The organism is Micromonospora sp. KC721 (genome assembly GCF_004348355.1).
In the GTDB taxonomy this organism is placed as follows: Bacteria; Actinomycetota; Actinomycetes; order Mycobacteriales; family Micromonosporaceae; genus Micromonospora.
Genome location: NZ_SMJY01000060.1, coordinates 11,701 through 28,130, shown reverse-complemented (window position 1 = coordinate 28,130; position 16,430 = coordinate 11,701). Strand labels below are relative to the sequence as shown.

The following is a 16,430-nucleotide window of genomic DNA, read 5'->3' as shown; positions in this document are numbered from 1 at the left end:
TCGGCAGGGTGACCGGGGGGGTCGCCCCGGGCGGGACGAAACGCGCCGTCACCGCGTGCGCCGGCACCACGGTCCGCCGGCCGGTACGGGTGGCGAAGGCGGGGTCGTACTCCGGCTGCGGCACGATCGGCGGGCGTTGGCTGGCCGCGTACGCCCCGGGCAGGCGTTCGGCGAGCCGGGTGAGGTCGTACGGGGCGGCCGGGGTGCCGGCCACCCGGAACTGCAACAGGGTACGGGTGTTCGGGCCGTACCCGGGGTGGGTGCCGGGGGGCCCGCCCTCGGCGCGACGGCCCCCGGCACCGGTGTGCTGGTCGTACCGGGGATCGAAGCAGGGCAGCGGGGCCGGGGCGTCGTTGTGGAGGATCAGCGTGCCGCCGGGCGGGACGGTGGAGAAGTCGACCACCACGTCGGCCCGCTCGCCCGGGGCGAGCAGCAACGCGTGGCCGTCCACGTTGAGCACCGTGGGGTCACGCCGGTCGTACCGGTAGCCGACCGGACGGTGCGGCACCACCACCGGGGCGGGCAGCAGCCCGCACTCGTTGCCGATCTGGATCATGCGGGGGCCGGCGGCCGCGGGGTCGGGGACGCCGCCGTCGCGGCCGTCCACCGGCCAGTCCGTCGGGCGGCCGGCCGCCCGGACCGCCTCCACCATCGGCACCTCGCCCGCCCCGGCGTCGGCCAGGGTGCCGTCGGGCCGCCACATCGGGCCGTCCGAGCGGGCCCGGTAGATCGCCAGGTTGAGGCTGCGGTCGGCGCAGGCGTTGAGGATCCGAAACCGGTACGCCTTCGGCTCGACCGTCAGGTACGGGTACGCGACGCCGTTGACCAGCGGGGTGTCGCCGTACGCGGCGGGAACCGCGCTCGGGTGCGGCAGCCCCGGCACCTGCGGCGGTTCCTCCGGCGCGGCGACCGGGTCGTGGTGCGGGTTCGGCACCGGTCCGACCGCGACCGCGTCCCCGACCTCGGCGGTCCACGGGCCGTAGTCCCAGCGGCCGGTCGGGTTGCGCCCCGACTCCCGGTACGGGTCCTGGCGTGGCTGGTAGACGTGCGGGTGCCAGAGGCTGCCGCGGGCGCCCCACCGGTCCCGGTCCCAGGTGGGGTCCTGGGCGGCGAGTTGGGCGTCGTCGGGCACGAAGGTCTTGTCCTGGATCACCAGCGGGAACTGGTCGGCGGGGAGCACCCCGTCGGCCACCAGCCGTTCCTCGGCGGGGTCGGTGAGCAGGTAGAGCGCGAGCTGCCCGGAGTAGACGGTCAGCCGGGACAGACCGAGGGTGTTGTCGTGCAGCCACATCAGCCGGCCGCTCTGCTCGTTGGGGAAGTACAGGGTGGTGGCGCCCGCGCCGGGGGGTGGCATGTCCGGCACGTGGGCCAGGCCGGGGCCCGTCGGGTACGGGGTGATCTCACCCGCCGGGGTCACCCACTGCCACGGGTTGCCGGCGCTGATCCAGCCGGTCTGTGCGCCGGCCAGGTGGAGCACGGCGCGGTTCTGCGGGTACGGGGCCGGTCCGTCCAGCGGCCCGCCGCCGGCGCCGTCCAGTGTGCCGTCGACGGGCAGGAAGAGTTCCCCGGCCCGGCCGGTGGGGAGCTGGTTGATGAACGTGATCCGGACCGGCCGCCCGCGCCGAGCGATGATCATCGGCCCGAGGTGGTACGGCCGCTCCGGGGCGACGACCGTGTTGTGTCCGTCCGGGTCGGTGCCGAGGTTGAGCTGGCGGTAGCCGCGCAGCCGGGTGGCGGGCAGGTCGCGGTGCAGCCGTTGGGTGTACTCGGCGAGCCCGATCTCGTAGTAGTCGCAGCCCGGGTAGCGGGTGGTGTCGGGCGCCGCGACGGGTAGCTGCCGGTCCCCTCCGGTGCGGGCGGCCGGGCCCGGCAGCGGCAGCGGGTCGACGAACTTGCGGATGCCGGTGCCCGGCACCACCTGCCCGTCCGCGTCGAGGGTGGGCAGCGGGCTGTGCGCGTGGTTCGGCACCGTGCCGAAGCAGCGCGGCAGAGCGGCCGGGTCGAGGCTGGCCGGCGCGGGGGCGGGCACCGGCTCGGCGACCCGGGCGGCGGGCACGGTCGGGGTGTGGCGTGAGGTGCTCCGGGCGGCACGGCCGGTCCAGCCCGGCCGGAACATGCGGAACAGGGCCATGGCTCTCCCCGGGACGGGCGGGTACGGCCGCCACCCCGGCGTGGTGGGCGTGCCCGCTGTTGACGATCGGTGAGCGGTTCACCGCAGCATGCGACGGTCGGGGCGGGGATGGAAGTACCTGTTCGTCCTGATCTCGGGGAAACTTGCCGGTTCGTGGAAGTTCCACGGTCAACGGGGTGCGGGCTGGCAGGCCGGGCACCAGTAGGTCACCCGCTCGCCGAGTTCCGCCTTGTGGATCGCGGTCCCGCAGCGATGGCACGGCTGCCCGCGCCGGCCGTACACGTGGCTGGTCCGCCCCCGGTGCAGCGAGCCGGTGGTGCTCTGCGTCCACCGGCCCCGGTTGGCGGCCAGCAGCCGCTGTGCCAGAGCCACCGTGCCGGCCAGGTCGGGCACGTCGCGTACCGGGGTCCACGGCGAGACGCCGCGCAGGAAGAGCAGCTCGCAGGCGTAGAGGTTGCCCACCCCGGCCAGGTTGCGCTGGTCCAGCACGGCCTCGCCGATGGTGGCGTCCGGGTGCGCGGCGAGCCGACGGACCGCCTCGGCCGGATCCCAGTCCGGCCCGAGCAGGTCCGGGCCGAGGTGTCCGACCAGGGACTGCTCCTCGGTGGTCGGCACCAGCGCCAGGTCGTGCAGGTGATAGCCGACGGCCACGGCCCCGGCGCTGCGCAGCACCACCCGGATCAGGTGCGCCGGCCGCCCGGTCCAGCGCTCCCCCGGGGCATAGGTCCGCCAGGTCCCGTCCATCCGCAGGTGCGAGTGCAGGGTCAGGGGTGCGGCAGCGGGGACATCCGGCGGCGCGGCCAGCCGAAGCAGCAGGTGCTTACCCCGGCTGACGCAGTCGCGGACCGTCCAACCGGCCAGGTCGGTGGTGGCCAACTGCGGCACCCGCAGGTCGCTTCCGCTCAGCCGCGCTCCCGCCAGCGCGCGGTGCAGCACGCGGGCGGTGTTCCAGACGGTGTCACCTTCGGGCATACCACCATCCTCCCTCGCCCGAGCAGAACTCGCATGTGTCGCCTTTTGTGCGATCCTTTCCGCAGATCACGGGATAGTGCCCCATTAATCGGGCAGATCTGAGCAGGGCGGTCCAGACCGGTCGGCGGCCCGGGTCAGGTCGGGGCTGCGGTCAGGGACGCTCGTCCGGGCGGGGCGGGCGGACCATGTCCTGGTAGCGGGGGTGACTGGCGCCGTACACGGCGAAGTTCAGCCGGGCGTGGGTCAGGCTCAACTCACCGTTCGGCCCGCCGCGCACCTCGTCGGCGTCGGCGTCACCCTGCCCGTCGTCGGTCCAGAAACAGACCGGGCAGGTGCCCCCACCGGTCCGGGACGCGCAGCAGGGACAGGCCGCCGGAACCCAGAGCTCACCCACGGGAAGCAAGCTTTCCACATCGGAGACGCGCGCACGGCGGGGGTGGTCGGCCCCTGCGACGGCGGCTCCGTGGTGCCGGTCAGCCGGTCGGCGTACCGGTCACCCGGACCAGGTCGCCCGGGCCGACCCCGAGCAGGTCGACGGCCCGCCCCCGGTTCACCGCCACCGCCAGCAGGCCGGCGGCGTCCACGTAGAGCACCAGCGCGCCGTGCGGCGCGTCGCCGAAGGTGCGCCCGCGTACGGCCGGACGACCGGCGACGCGCGGCTCGCCGGGCAGCGTGTCGAGCAGGCCGGCCCCGGCGGCGAGTTGCACGTTGCCGAAGTGGTCGACGGTGAGCACCTCGGCGGCGAACCCGTCGGCCTCGCGGCGCAGGACCGGCTCGGGCAGGCGTACCAGGGTTGCCGGGTCGACGGCCCGCCCGGCCTCGGCCGGCGGCCCGCCCAGCGCGAGCCGGGCCGCCACCGGGGCGAAGACGTCCCGGCCGTGGAAGGTGGGTGACACCGTCGGGGCCAGCCAGTCCGGGTTGGTCAGCTCGACCGCCGCGCTCACCCCACCCAGCGCGGCGGCGGCCGGCAACAACAGGCCGTTGTCCGGCCCGACCAGCAGCCCGCCCGGCGTCACCAGGGCGACGCCGCGCCGGGAGGTGCCGACCCCCGGGTCGACCACGCCGACGTGTACGCCGTACGGCAGGAACGGCACGGTCTGGGCGAGCACCGCGGCGCCGCGCCGGACGTCCGCGGGGGCCACCAGGTGGGTCACGTCGATCACCCGTACCGCCGGGGCCAGCCTCGCGACGACCCCGTGGCAGGCGGCCACGAAGCCGTCGGTGAGCCCGTAGTCGGTGGTCAGCGAAATCCAGGCGGTCGGGGTCATGCCCGAAGGCTAGGCCATTCCGGACATCGGCATGACCCACGCCGGGCCGCCCGCGAAGTGTGGCACCGCGCGGGCGGCCGGCTCCCGGGCGCACCGGCGGGGTGCCGGACCGGCAAGGGGAACCGCTTCGACGCCTGCCCGCCGCTGCCAGGGGCACTTCCTGCATGACCAGCGCCGGATTCCGGTACCCGGATCCGCTGCCGGCCATCACCGACCCTCGCGGCGCTGCGGGCCAGCAAGGTCCAACGGCTCGACGCCGCCCGCAGCAGGGACATGGCCGACCGTAGGGTGACGGGCCGGGGCGTCACCGGGCAGACTTTCCGGGTGACAAAACACCCTCGTGCCCAGACGATCACCGTGCTGCTCCTGGTCGGCCTCGGGCTCACCGCCTGTGGTGACGACCCCGAACCGGGGGACCCCTCGTGGGCCAACGGTTCCCCGACGCCGGCCACCGCCGAGGCCGCGCCCGCGGAGGCGCCGCAGGAGAGCCCGGCCGGGGGCCGGGGAGCCCGCCGGCCGACGGAGAGCCCGTCGACGCCGCCGTTCACCATGCCGAAGCGGGACCCGGCCGCGCCGGCCGCGCGCAAGGTGGTCGACGCGTTCAAGGCCGCCGGGCTGACGGTGACGAACGTGCGCGACCGCAGCGCCGACTGTGGACCCGACGGAGCCGGTCTCGGCTGCGCCGAACTGCTGGTCACCGACGCGGTCCGGGTCTACGTCTTCCCGGACGAGGCGAATGCCAGCAACCAGAGCGACGTCTGGGGTGCCGACGCCTACCGGGAGGGGGCCGTGGTGCTCAGCTACGCCGGCACGAAGACCGGCGGCGCGGAGCGCAAACGCTACAACGACGTCCTGGCCAAGCTGGGCTGAGCCGGCACCGCCCGGCTCCGGCAGCGTGGGTCGGCCCGACCGGGGCCGGCCGCAGGCCGGGTGTGGCGGCTCGGGCCGGGGTTGCGGCCCCGGGCCGAGGGCGGCGCCGGCCCCCGGCGCCGGTCAGCCGCGTAGCCGTAGCCCGCGCGGGGTGGCCCGGAAACCCGCGGCGGTGAGCGCGTCGCGCAGCGGCGAGGAGCGCACCGCCTCGCCGTCGGCGCGTTCCACCGACATCGCGCCGAGCGCCCCGGAGTGAACCGCGTCGGCCAGCGCCTTGCCCGCGGCAGCCAACGCGTCGCCGTCGTTGGTGAAGGAGAGAATCGTCCGCCCGCCCCGCTCGACGTAGAGCACCAGGTCACCGCCGACCAGCACCACCAGCGCACCGGCCTTGCGCCCGGCCCGGTGCCCGCCGGCCGGGACGGCACCGTCGCCGGAGTCGACCACCCGTTCCGGCCACGGCAGCGCGGCACCGTACGGGTTGGCCGGGTCGGTGGCGGCGAGCACCAGCGTCGCGCCGCCCCGACCGCGCCCCCCGTCGGCCGGGTCGGCGAGGGCCCGGATCCGGTCCACCGCCCCGGGCACCGCGAACTGGGCCGCTCCCAGCCCCTCCACGAAGTAGCCGCGCCGGGCCGCCCCGCGTTCCTCCAGTGCGGACAGCACCGGGTAGACCGCGGCGAACCCGCCGGTCACCTGCTCGGCGACCACCGCGCCACGGGTCACCACCCCGTGCCGCTCCAGCAGCACGTCGGCCAGGGCCGCGGCCCGCCGGGTCGGGTCGGTGTCCCGCTCCGGCAGCCGCGACCAGCGACCGGCCACGGTGGGCGGGCCGCCGCGGCTGGGCAGCGCCATCCGGCCGGGACGCCGGTGCCGGGTACGCGGGGCGGACGGCCGGGACCGGTGCGCCCCGCCGCCGCCGAGCACCGCCCGCAGCGGGGCGAGCGTGTCGTTGGTGAGGTGACCGGCCCAGAGCAGATCCCACACGGCGGCGATCAGCGCCGCGTCGTCGGGGCCGCCCACCCGGTCCGACAGGGCGCGGAAGAACAGCGCCTGCCCGTCGGCGAGCGCGTCGAGCACCGCGGTGTGCAGCGGGGTGAGCGCCAGCGCGTCATCCGGTGGCGGCAGCAGCAGCCCGGCGGCGTCCGCGTACGCCAGGGTGACCCAGCCGTCCCCGCCGGAGATGGCGCCGGAGCCGGCCCAGAGCACCTCGCCGCTGGCGCACAGCTCATCGAGCTGGGCGGGGGAGTAGTCGGCGACCCGGGCTGGCAGGACGAGCCGTTCCAGCGCGGACGCGGGCACCCTCGCCCCCTGGAGCTGTTCGACGGCGACGGCCAGGGCGTCCACCCCCCGGGCGGACGAGCCGACCTGCTGCCAGCGGGGCAGGAAGGCGGCCAGCGCCCTCGGCGGCACCGGCTCGATCTCCCGGCGCAGCGCGGCGAGGCTGCGTCGGCGCAGCAGCCGCAGCACCTCGGCGTCGCACCACTGGGTGCCGACGGTGTCCGGCGCGAACTCACCCGAGACCACCCGGCCGTTGGCGGCGAGCCGGCGTAGCGCCTGCTCGACCACGAAGACGCCGAGCCCGAACCGGGCGGCGCAGGTCGCTGCGGCGAACGGCCCGTGGGTACGGGCGTACCGGGCGACCAGGTCGCCGAGCGGGTCAGCCACCGGGGCGAGGTACGCCTCGGCGACCCCCACGGGCAGCGCCACGCCGAGCGCGTCGCGCAGCCGGGCGGCGTCCTCGACGATGACCCAGCGTTCCTCCCCGGCGATGCGGACCCGCAGTACCCGGCGGGCCGCGGCCAGCTCGGTGAGCCACGCCGCCGGTACGCCCCGATCGGCCAGCTCCGCCTCGGTGAGGTCGCCGACGACCCGGAGCAGCTCGACGACGTCCTCGGCGTCTCGGGGGCGGCGCTGCTCGGTGCGCCAGCGCACCTGCCGTTCCGTCTCGGCCAGCACCGCCGGGTCGAGTAGTTCCCGCAGGTCGACCCGGCCGAGCAGTTCGCCGAGCAGGGCGGAGTCCAGCGCCAGCGCGGCGGCGCGTCGCTCCGCCAGGGGCGCGTCGCCCTCGTACAGGAACGCGCCGACGTACCCGAAGAGCAGCGAGCGGGCGAACGGCGAGGGACGTTCGGTCTCCACCTCGACCAGCCGCACCCGGCGGGCGGCCAGATCGCGCATGTGCTGGGCCAGGGCCGGCTGGTCGAAGACGTCCTGGAGGCATTCCCGGGCGGCTTCCAGGGTGACCGGGAAGTCGGCGTACTCGCGGGCGACGTCGAGCAGTTGGGCGGCGCGTTGGCGCTGCTGCCAGAGCGGCTGGCGGCGGCGCGGGTCACGGCGGGGCAGCAGCAGGGACCGGGCCGCGCACTCGCGGAACCGGGACGCGAACAGCGCGGAGGTGCCGACCGACTCCTCCACCAGTTGGCTGATCTCGTCAGGGTCGAAGACCACCACGTCGGCGCCGGGCGGGCTGTCGGCGGTGTCGGGCAGGCGCACCACGATCCCGTCGTCCGACGGCATCACCTGGGCGTCCACCCCGTACCGTTCGGTGAGCCGGCGACCGATCGCCAGCGCCCAGGGCCCGTTGACCCGTGCGCCGAGCACGCTGTGCACGGCGAGTCGCCAGTCGCCCAGCTCGTCGCGGAACCGCTCGACGATGACGGTACGGTCGTCGGGCAGGGACCGGGTGGCGGCCTGCTGCTCGCGCAGGTACGCCAGCAGGTTGCCGGCGGCCCAGTCGTCCAGGCCGCCGGCGCGCAGCGCGGCGACCGCCTCGTCGTCGCCGTGGCGCAGCAGGGCACGCATCCGGGCGCCGATGGCCCGACCCAGCTCCACCGGCCGACCGAGCTGGTCGCCCTTCCAGAACGGCATCCGAGCGGCCTGGCCCGGGGCGGGGGAGACCAGCACCCGGTCGGGAGTGATCTCCTCGATCCGCCAGGACGAGGACCCGAGCAGGAAGACGTCACCCACCCGGGACTCGTAGACCATCTCCTCGTCGAGTTCGCCGACCCGGGCGGCGCGTTCCGCGCCGGCCAGAAAGACCCCGAACAGCCCCCGGTCGGGGATGGTGCCGCCGCTGGTCACGGCGAGCCGCTGGGCGCCGGGGCGGCCGGTGAGCACGTCGGTGGCGCGGTCCCAGACCAGCCGGGGGCGCAGCTCGGCGAAGGCGGTCGACGGGTAACGCCCGGAGAGCATGTCCAGTACGGCGTGCAGCGCCGAGTCGGGCAGCTCGGCGAAGGGAGCGGCGCGGCGCACCAGCGCCGCCAGGTCGCCGACCCGCCACGGGTCGAGGGCCACCATGGCGACGACCTGCTGGGCCAGGACGTCGAGCGGGTTGCGGGGGTAGTGCAGCTCCTCGATGGCACCGGTGGCCATCCGCTCGGCGACCACCGCGCAGGAGAGCAGGTCGCCCCGGTGCTTGGGGAAGACCACGCCCCGGGACACCGCGCCGACCTGGTGCCCGGCCCGGCCGACGCGTTGCAGGCCGGCGGCGACGCTGGGCGGCGCCTCGATCTGGACCACCAGGTCGACCGCGCCCATGTCGATGCCGAGCTCCAGGCTGGAGGTGGCGACCACGGCGGGCAGCAGCCCGGACTTGAGGGCCTCTTCGATGTGCTTGCGTTCCTCCCGGGAGACGCTGCCGTGGTGTGCCCGGGCGATCACCGGTGCGGCGCCGACCGCCCCGCCGGACTGCGCCATCACCTGCGCCGGCACCCGGCCGGCGCCTACCGGCTCGACGCGGAGGTGATCCGCCGCAACGTGGTCCGGGCCGCCGCCGTGCGCGCCCGGGGGCTGCCCGCCCGGGGTGGCGGCCAGTTCCTCGGCGGCCAGTTCGTTGAGCCGGGCACAGAGCCGTTCCGCGCTGCGCCGGGAGTTGGTGAAGACGATGGTCGAGCGGTGCGCCCGGATCAGGGAGAAGACCCGCTCCTCGACGGCCGGCCAGATCGAGGCGCGGCGCGGGCCGAGGCCGCCCGGCTCGTCCTCGGGTTGCTCCTGTTCGTCGAGGCGGGTCATGTCCTCCACCGGGACCTGGACACTCACCTCGATGGTCTTGGCGATGGCCGGTTGCACCACGTCGACCGGGCGGGTGCCGCCCAGGAAGCGGGCGCAGGCGTCGATCGGCCGGACGGTGGCGGACAGGCCGATCCGCTGCGCGGGACGGTCCAGCAGCTCGTCGAGGCGTTCCAGGGAGAGCGCCAGGTGGGCGCCGCGCTTCGTCCCGGCGACCGCGTGCACCTCGTCGACGATCACCGTCTCCACACCGCGCAGGGAGTCGCGTGCGGCGGAGGTGAGCAGCAGGAAGAGCGACTCCGGGGTGGTGATGAGGATGTCCGGCGGGGTGCGGGCGAAGGCGCGGCGTTCGTCGGCGGGAGTGTCGCCGGTACGCATGCCGACGGTGATCTCCGGTGGGGCGACGCCCAGCCGGGTGGCGGCCTGCCGGATACCCGCGAGGGGAGCCCGCAGGTTGCGCTCGACGTCGACCGCGAGGGCCTTGAGCGGGCTGACGTAGAGCACCCGGCAGCGGTGTCGTGCCTCGGCCGGTGCCGGCTGGCCGGCCAGCCGGTCCAGCGACCAGAGGAACGCGGCCAGGGTCTTGCCGGACCCGGTCGGGGCGACGACCAGGGCATGCCGGCCGGCGGAGATCGAACGCCAGGCGCCGATCTGGGCGGCGGTGGGCGTGGCGAAGGCGGCACGGAACCACTCCCTGGTCGCCGCGCCGAACCCGGCCAGCACATCGGGCCCGGAGGCTGCGCCCGCCTGATCGGGGCCCGCCCTGCCGGTACCTGCCTGGTCGCTCATGGCACCATCCTGCCTGCTCGGTGTGACATCCCCACCGGCCCGGACGCTGTCGGTACAGCAGCGGTTCTCATTCGAAAGATCAGGTACGAGACCGTTAAGTCCGCCGTAACTGGTTGCTAGTGAGCCGCAACATAAAGTAACTTCACTGCAGCGCGTCGGGCGAAGGAGGATCGGATGACCGTCGAGCGGCACGGCCTCAGATCCGGAACCGATGTGCTCATCCGCAAGGTCGACAGCCATCTGGCTGCCGTCCGCAGCAGCCTGCGCGGCCCCGAGTTGGAACTGGCCGAGCGTCTCGCCCGCTCCCTGCGTGAGCTGGTCGTCTCCACCGCCCAGGCCAGCGCCGCCGACCGGGCTCAGGTGCGGGCCGCGGTGCACTACTTCGTACTGCGTCGGGAGAGCCGCGGCAACCTGCTCTCGGTGCGCTCCCTCACCGCCGCCCAGCGGGTGGTCAACAAGGTCGCCCGGCAGCTCGACCGACCGGACCTGCTGGTCGAGGTGGCGCGCTGGGATCGGGAGCCGTCTGTCCCGGTCGGCGAGGTCATCCTGCGCTGACCCGCGCTCCGGCGGGGTGTTTCCCTGCCTCGGTCGGGCGGTCGTGCCATTGCGCGCCGGCAGGTGGCCGGTTCGCGTCCGAGCGCCGACCAGCCGAGGGTCAAGTAGGCATATTTCGGTAAAATCACCCATGGGTCCGCGAACTGGCGTGTGATCAGTGCTGGCCGGGACGATCCGACCCGGTGCGTGCCGCCAGCTCAACCGGGGGAGGACGGGTGCTCGTACTGCTGCTCCTCCACCTGGTGGCGGCACTGCTCGCGCCGCTGCTGGTGCGGTGGTGGGGTCCGCGTGCCTGCTACCTGCTGGCACTCGCGCCGGCTGCTGCCCTCGGCTGGGCGCTGACCCGGACCCCGCAGGTCCGCGACGGCGGCGCGGTCGTCGAGACGTACGGCTGGATCGGCCAGCTCGACCTGGACGTCGCGTTCCGGATGACGACGCTGTCCTGGCTGATGACCCTGCTGGTCGGCGGGGTCGGGGCGCTGGTGCTGGTCTACTGCGGGCGCTACTTCGACCGGGGCTCGGTCGGGCTCAGCCAGCTGCTGGCGGTGCTGGTCGCCTTCGCCGGGGCGATGCTCGGCCTGGTGCTCGCCGACGACCTGCTGCTGCTGTTCGTCTTCTGGGAACTGACCACCGTCTTCTCGTACCTGTTGATCGGGCACGACGCCGAGCGACGCTTCACCCGATGGGCCGCCGCCCAGGCGTTGACCGTCACCACCCTCGGCGGCCTGGCGATGCTGCTGGGCTTCCTGGTGCTCGGTGAGCACGCCGGTAGCTACCGCTGGTCGGTGATCGCCGAGGCGCCGCTGCCCGGAGGCGCCGGTCAGGTCGCCGCGGTCCTGCTGATCCTCACCGGGGCACTGGCCAAGTCGGCGATCATCCCGTTCCAGTCCTGGCTCCCGGCCGCGATGGCCGCCCCCACCCCGGTCAGTGCCTATCTGCACGCGGCGGCCATGGTCAAGGCCGGCGTCTACCTGATCGGGCTGCTCGCCCCGGTCCTCGCCGACACCGGACCGTGGCGGCCGGTGGTGCTCATTCTCGGCTTGGCAACCATGATCGCCGGCGGCGCGGCCGCGCTGCGGCAGTCCGACCTCAAGCTGCTGCTGGCGTACGGGACGGTCAGCCAGCTCGGGCTGCTGGCGGTGGTGCTCGGCGTCGGCACCGCCGACGCCGCGCTCGCCGGGGTCGCCATGCTGCTGGCGCACGCCCTGTTCAAGGCGGCTCTCTTCCTCGTCGTCGGCATCATCGACCACCAGGCCGGTACCCGCGACCTGCGGCAACTCAGCGGACTCGGCCGGCGGGCGCCGGTGCTCGCCGGGGTGGCCACGCTCGCGGTCGCGTCGATGGCCGGGGTGCCGCCGCTGCTCGGCTTCGTGGCCAAGGAGGCCGTCTTCGCCGCGCTCGCTAGTCGGCCGCTGCTGCTCGCCGGCCTGGTGGCGGGGACGGTGCTCACCGCGGCGTACAGCATCCGGTTCCTCTGGGGCGCCTTCGCCACCCGGCCCGGCGTGGTGCCCACCGATGCCGCCCCGGCGCCGCTGCCGATGCTGGCGCCCGCGGCCCTGCTGGCCGTCGCCGGGCTGGTCGCCGGCGCCGCGGCCACCGCCCTGAACGGGCTGCTGCGCCCGTACGCCGAACTCTTCGGCCCGCCGCACGAGAAACTGGCGCTCTGGCACGGCCCCACCCTGGCGCTCGGCCTGTCGGCCCTGGCCCTGGCCGGTGGCGTGCTGCTGCACGCGACGCGCGGCCGGCTCACCCCGGTGCTGGCCCGGCTCCATTCGCCGGTCACCGGCAACCAGGGGTACGAGTGGCTCACCCGGCACTTCGACCGGCTGGCCACCGAGATCACCGGCGCGACCCAGCGCGGTTCCCTGCCGCTGTACCTGGGCACCATCCTGCTCACGCTGGTGCTGGTACCCGGCGGCACCCTGCTGGTCACCCGTCCGTGGGCGGAGCGGATCGCTCTCTGGGACACCCCGTTGCAGCTGGTGGTGGTACTGGTGGTCACGGTCGCGGCGGTGCTCGCGGTCGGCGCCCGCCGCCGGCTCACGGCAATGCTGCTGGTCGGGATGACCGGCTACGGCACGGCGATGCTGTTCGTGCTGCACGGCGCCCCCGACCTGGCGTTGACCCAGTTCCTGGTGGAGACCGCCAGCATCGCGGTCTTCGCGCTGGTGCTGCGCCGGCTGCCGGAACGCTTCTCCGCCCGTCCGCTGCGCCGCGCCCGCTTCGGGCGGCGGCTGATCGGGGTCGCCGTCGGCGTGGTCCTGTCCGGTCTCGCCCTGGTCGCCACCACCGCCCGCACCGCCGAGCCGGTCTCGGTGGCCTTTCCCGACCTGGCGGTCCTGCAGGGGTACGGCCGCAACGTGGTCAACGTGATCCTGGTCGACATCCGGGGCTGGGACACCACCGGTGAGATCTCCGTGCTGGTGGTGGCCGCCACCGGGGTGGCCAGCCTGGTCTTCGAGAAATCCCGCACCGGCCCCCGACCCCGCCGGGATCCGGCCGGCCGACGGCGCGACGACCGCCCGGTGTGGCTGCACGGTGGACCCACCCTCCGCGAGCGCCGCCGGTCGATCGTCTTCGAGGTGGTCACCCGCCTGGTGTTCCACACCGTCGTGCTCTTCTCGCTCTTCCTGCTCTTCTCCGGCCACAACGCCCCCGGCGGGGGCTTTGCCGGCGGTCTGGTCGCAGGTCTGGCGCTGGCCCTGCGCTACCTCGCCGGCGGCCGGTACGAACTGGCCGAGAGCGCCCCGGTGGGCGCGGGCACCGTGCTCGGCGCCGGCATGGCGATCTCGGTCGGCAGCGGCGCGATGTCCCTGCTCACCACCGGCGCCCTGCTCGAGAGCGCCAAGGTGGACCTGTGGTTGCCCCGGCTCGGCGATCCGTACCTGGTGACCTCGCTCTTCTTCGACATCGGCGTCTACCTGGTCGTGGTGGGCCTGCTGCTGGACATCCTGCGCAGCCTCGGTGCCGAGGTGGACCGGCACATCGAGGCCGCCGGTAGAGCCGAGCGGGGTCTCGTCATCGACCGGGGTGGAGAACCGACGTGACCGCGCACGGCGGGGGGCCGACGCTGGTGCTGGTGCTCGCCGTCGGCGTGCTCGCCGCCACCGGGGTCACCCTGCTGCTGGAGCGCAGCCTGACCCGGATCCTGCTCGGTGTCATCCTGCTCGGCAACGGCGTGAACCTGCTCATCCTGCTCGGCGGCCGGGCCGGCGGCGCTCCGGTGCTGGGCACCGGCCCGCCCGGCGGCTTCAGTGACCCGCTCCCGCAGGCGATGGTGCTCACCGCCATCGTGATCACCTTCGGGTTCACCGCCTTCGTGGCCGCCGTGGCGTACCGCAGCTGGTACCTCACCGGAGACGACGAGGTGCCGGACGACCGGGAGGACCGTCAGGTCGTCCGGCTCGCCGACCGCAACGAGATCGCCAGTTCCGACGTGGGCGCGGGCGGGTCGGACGCCCCCGAACAGGTGGACCCGTCGCCCCGCCGTCGGCCGCGCCGACCCGGAGGCCGGCGGTGACCCGGCTGGTCCCGCTGCCGGTGGTGGTGCCGCTGCTGGGTGCCGCGCTGACGCTGCTCCTCGGTGGCTGGCCCCAGGTGCAGCGCACGGTGAGCGTCGTCGCGCTCAGCACCAACCTGGCCGTGTCGGCGGTGCTGCTGGTCGAGGCGTACCGGCACGGCCCGGTGGTGGTGCAGGTGGGCGGCTGGCCCACCCCGGTCGGGATCGTGCTGGTCGCCGACCAGTTGGCCGCGCTGCTGCTGGTGGTCTCCTCGGCGGTGACCCTCTGCGTGCTGCTGTACTCCATCGGTCAGGGCCTCAGCGAAACCAGCGAGTCGGCGCCGGTGAGCATCTACCACCCGACGTACCTGGTGCTGACCGCCGGCGTCACCAACGCCTTCCTCGCCGGGGACCTGTTCAACCTCTTCGTCGGCTTCGAGATGCTGCTCGCCGCGAGCTTCGTCCTGATCACCCTCGGTGGGACCGAGGCGCGGATCCGCACCGGCTCCACGTACGTCATGGTCAGCGTCCTGTCCTCGCTGATCTTCCTGACCGCGGTGGCCCTGGTGTACGCGGCCACCGGCACCCTCAACATGGCGCAGCTCGCCGGGCGCCTCGACGCGCTGCCTGACGGCGTACGTCTGGGGTTGCAGCTGACGCTGCTGCTCGCCTTCGGCATCAAGGCGGCGGTCTTCCCGGTTTTCGCCTGGCTGCCGGACAGCTATCCGACCGCGCCGGCCCCCGTGACCGCCGTCTTCGCCGGTCTGCTCACCAAGGTCGGCGTCTACGCGATCATCCGGACCGAGACGTTGCTGTTCCCGGGCGGGGAGGTCGCCGGTCCGCTGCTGGTGGTCGCCGGCCTGACCATGGTGGTCGGCGTCCTCGGCGCGGTGGCCCAGACGGACATGAAGCGGCTCTTCTCCTTCACCCTGGTCAGCCATATCGGCTACATGATCTTCGGGGTGGGGCTGAGTACCGTCGCGGCCCTCTCCGGCGCGATCTTCTACGTGGTGCACCACATCACCGTCCAGACCACCCTGTTCCTCGTGGCCGGTCTGGTCGAGGAACGGGCCGGCAGCACCGACCTGCGCCGGCTCGGCGGGCTGGCCCGGATCGCCCCGCTGCTGGGAGTGCTCTTCTTCGTCCCGGCGATGAACCTGGCCGGCATCCCGCCCTTCTCCGGCTTCCTCGGCAAACTCGGCCTGCTCCAGGCCGGCGTTGCGGTCGGCGGGCCGCTGGCCTGGGCACTGGTCGCCGCCGGAACCCTGACCAGCCTGCTCACCCTCTACGTCGCCTCCCGGGTGTGGAACATCGCCTTCTGGCGGGCGCCCCGACTGGCCACCGGTGGGTCGCTGGTGCGGCTGCCCGGCCTGATGGTCGGCGCCACCTCCGCGCTGGTGGTGCTGGGACTGGTGCTCACCCTCGCCGCCGGTCCGCTCTTCGACGTCACCGCCGACGCCGCCGCCGACCTGCGCCGGCGCACCCCGTACGTGGAGGCCGTACTGCCCGGGGGGTCGCCGTGACGGCCCCGTCCAGGTCCGGCCGCTGGCGGGACCAGGCCACCGCGCTGGGGTGGCTCATCGCCGCCTGGAACCTGTTCTGGGGCGAGTTGAGCTGGGGAAACCTGGCCGGTGGGGCGCTGGCCGGTGTGGCGGTGCTGGTGTTCTTCCCGCTGCCGCCGGTCACCTTCGCGGGCCGGCTGCGGCCCCGTGGGCTGCTGGTGCTGGTGGTGACGTTCGTCGTCGAACTGGTCAGCGCCAGCCTGCGCGTCGCCGCGATCGCCGTACGTCCCGGCTACCGGCCGCGCGGGGCGATCATCGGGGTACGGCTGCGGGTACGCAGCGACCTCAACCTGGCCCTCACCGCCGAACTGCTCTCCCTGGTCCCGGGCACCCTGATCGTCGACGTCGACCGGGCCGAGGGCGTCCTCTACGTGCACGTTTTCGACGTACACGGCACCCGGGACCTGACCGACAGCCGGGACCGGATCCTCGCCGTCGAGGAGCGCATCGTCCGGACGGTCGGCTCCGACGCCGAACTGCGCCTGCTCACCACCGACCCCGACCGGAGGCCCGAGACATGATCGTCGTCCTCGCCGTCGTGCTGACCGTGCTGCTGTCGGCCACCGCGTTGCTGGCGCTCACCCGGATGTACCGGGGTCCGTCCCTGCTCGACCGGGTGGTCGCGGCAGACCTGCTGCTGGCCACCATGATCGGCGCGGTCGGGGCCGAGGCGGCGGTCAACCGGCACGCCACCAGCCTGCCCGTGCTGGTGGTGGTCTCGCTGCTCGGCTTCGTCGGCTCGGTGGCCCTGGTCCGTTTCGCCGTCCGGGAGGAGTCGTGAG

Annotated in this window: 11 protein-coding genes and 1 pseudogene; 7 read left to right on the top strand and 5 right to left on the bottom strand. The window is 74.4% G+C overall.

The features are described 5' to 3' along the window. The 4 genes and pseudogenes from E1182_RS13220 to E1182_RS13205 form a co-directional block, all read right to left on the bottom strand. Positions 1-2,131: pseudogene (locus E1182_RS13220) on the bottom strand (hypothetical protein); the annotation flags it as partial. A 168-nt stretch (positions 2,132-2,299) separates the two neighbouring features. Then, positions 2,300-3,103 (bottom strand): zinc finger domain-containing protein, encoded by an 804-nt coding sequence (locus tag E1182_RS13215; RefSeq protein WP_132264617.1) that lies wholly within the window; start codon positions 3,101-3,103, stop codon positions 2,300-2,302. 151 nt (positions 3,104-3,254) lie between these two features. Further along, a complete protein-coding gene (locus E1182_RS13210; RefSeq protein ID WP_132264614.1) occupies positions 3,255-3,497 on the bottom strand; it encodes a CPCC family cysteine-rich protein in 243 nt (80 codons plus the stop codon). A gap of 79 nt (positions 3,498-3,576) precedes the next feature. After that, entirely contained in the window at positions 3,577-4,371 is a 795-nt protein-coding gene (locus tag E1182_RS13205) for an S-adenosyl-l-methionine hydroxide adenosyltransferase family protein (protein WP_132264612.1), read from the bottom strand. A gap of 324 nt (positions 4,372-4,695) precedes the next feature. Here E1182_RS13205 and E1182_RS13200 point away from each other — a divergent pair, with 324 nt between their 5' ends. Further along, positions 4,696-5,241, top strand: a complete 546-nt coding sequence (locus tag E1182_RS13200) for a hypothetical protein (RefSeq protein ID WP_132264609.1) — start codon at positions 4,696-4,698, stop codon at positions 5,239-5,241. A 123-nt stretch (positions 5,242-5,364) separates the two neighbouring features. Here the strand turns inward: E1182_RS13200 and E1182_RS13195 are convergent, their stop codons facing one another. After that, a complete protein-coding gene (locus tag E1182_RS13195; protein WP_243706200.1) occupies positions 5,365-10,032 on the bottom strand; it encodes an ATP-dependent helicase in 4,668 nt (1,555 codons plus the stop codon). A gap of 174 nt (positions 10,033-10,206) precedes the next feature. Between E1182_RS13195 and E1182_RS13190 the strand changes: the two genes are divergently transcribed. From E1182_RS13190 to E1182_RS13165, 6 genes are all read left to right on the top strand, one after another. Then, a complete protein-coding gene (locus tag E1182_RS13190; RefSeq protein ID WP_132264607.1) occupies positions 10,207-10,587 on the top strand; it encodes a hypothetical protein in 381 nt (126 codons plus the stop codon). A gap of 215 nt (positions 10,588-10,802) precedes the next feature. Then, positions 10,803-13,634, top strand: a complete 2,832-nt coding sequence (locus tag E1182_RS13185) for a Na+/H+ antiporter subunit A (protein WP_132264605.1) — start codon at positions 10,803-10,805, stop codon at positions 13,632-13,634. Beyond that, the gene (locus tag E1182_RS13180) at positions 13,631-14,107 is read left to right on the top strand and encodes a Na(+)/H(+) antiporter subunit C (protein ID WP_132264602.1); all 477 of its coding nucleotides are present in this window, start codon (positions 13,631-13,633) and stop codon (positions 14,105-14,107) included. The genes E1182_RS13185 and E1182_RS13180 overlap by 4 nt, the downstream gene beginning before the upstream one ends. Next, positions 14,104-15,609, top strand: coding sequence for a Na+/H+ antiporter subunit D (locus tag E1182_RS13175; protein WP_132264600.1), 1,506 nt, complete (start codon positions 14,104-14,106; stop codon positions 15,607-15,609). Before E1182_RS13180 ends, E1182_RS13175 begins: the two co-directional genes overlap by 4 nt. Further along, on the top strand, positions 15,606-16,169 hold the full coding sequence (locus E1182_RS13170; protein ID WP_132264598.1) for a Na+/H+ antiporter subunit E: 564 nt from the start codon (positions 15,606-15,608) through the stop codon (positions 16,167-16,169). Before E1182_RS13175 ends, E1182_RS13170 begins: the two co-directional genes overlap by 4 nt. Beyond that, a complete protein-coding gene (locus E1182_RS13165) occupies positions 16,166-16,429 on the top strand; it encodes a monovalent cation/H+ antiporter complex subunit F (protein WP_132264595.1) in 264 nt (87 codons plus the stop codon). The genes E1182_RS13170 and E1182_RS13165 overlap by 4 nt, the downstream gene beginning before the upstream one ends. Position 16,430 lies beyond the last annotated feature (1 nt).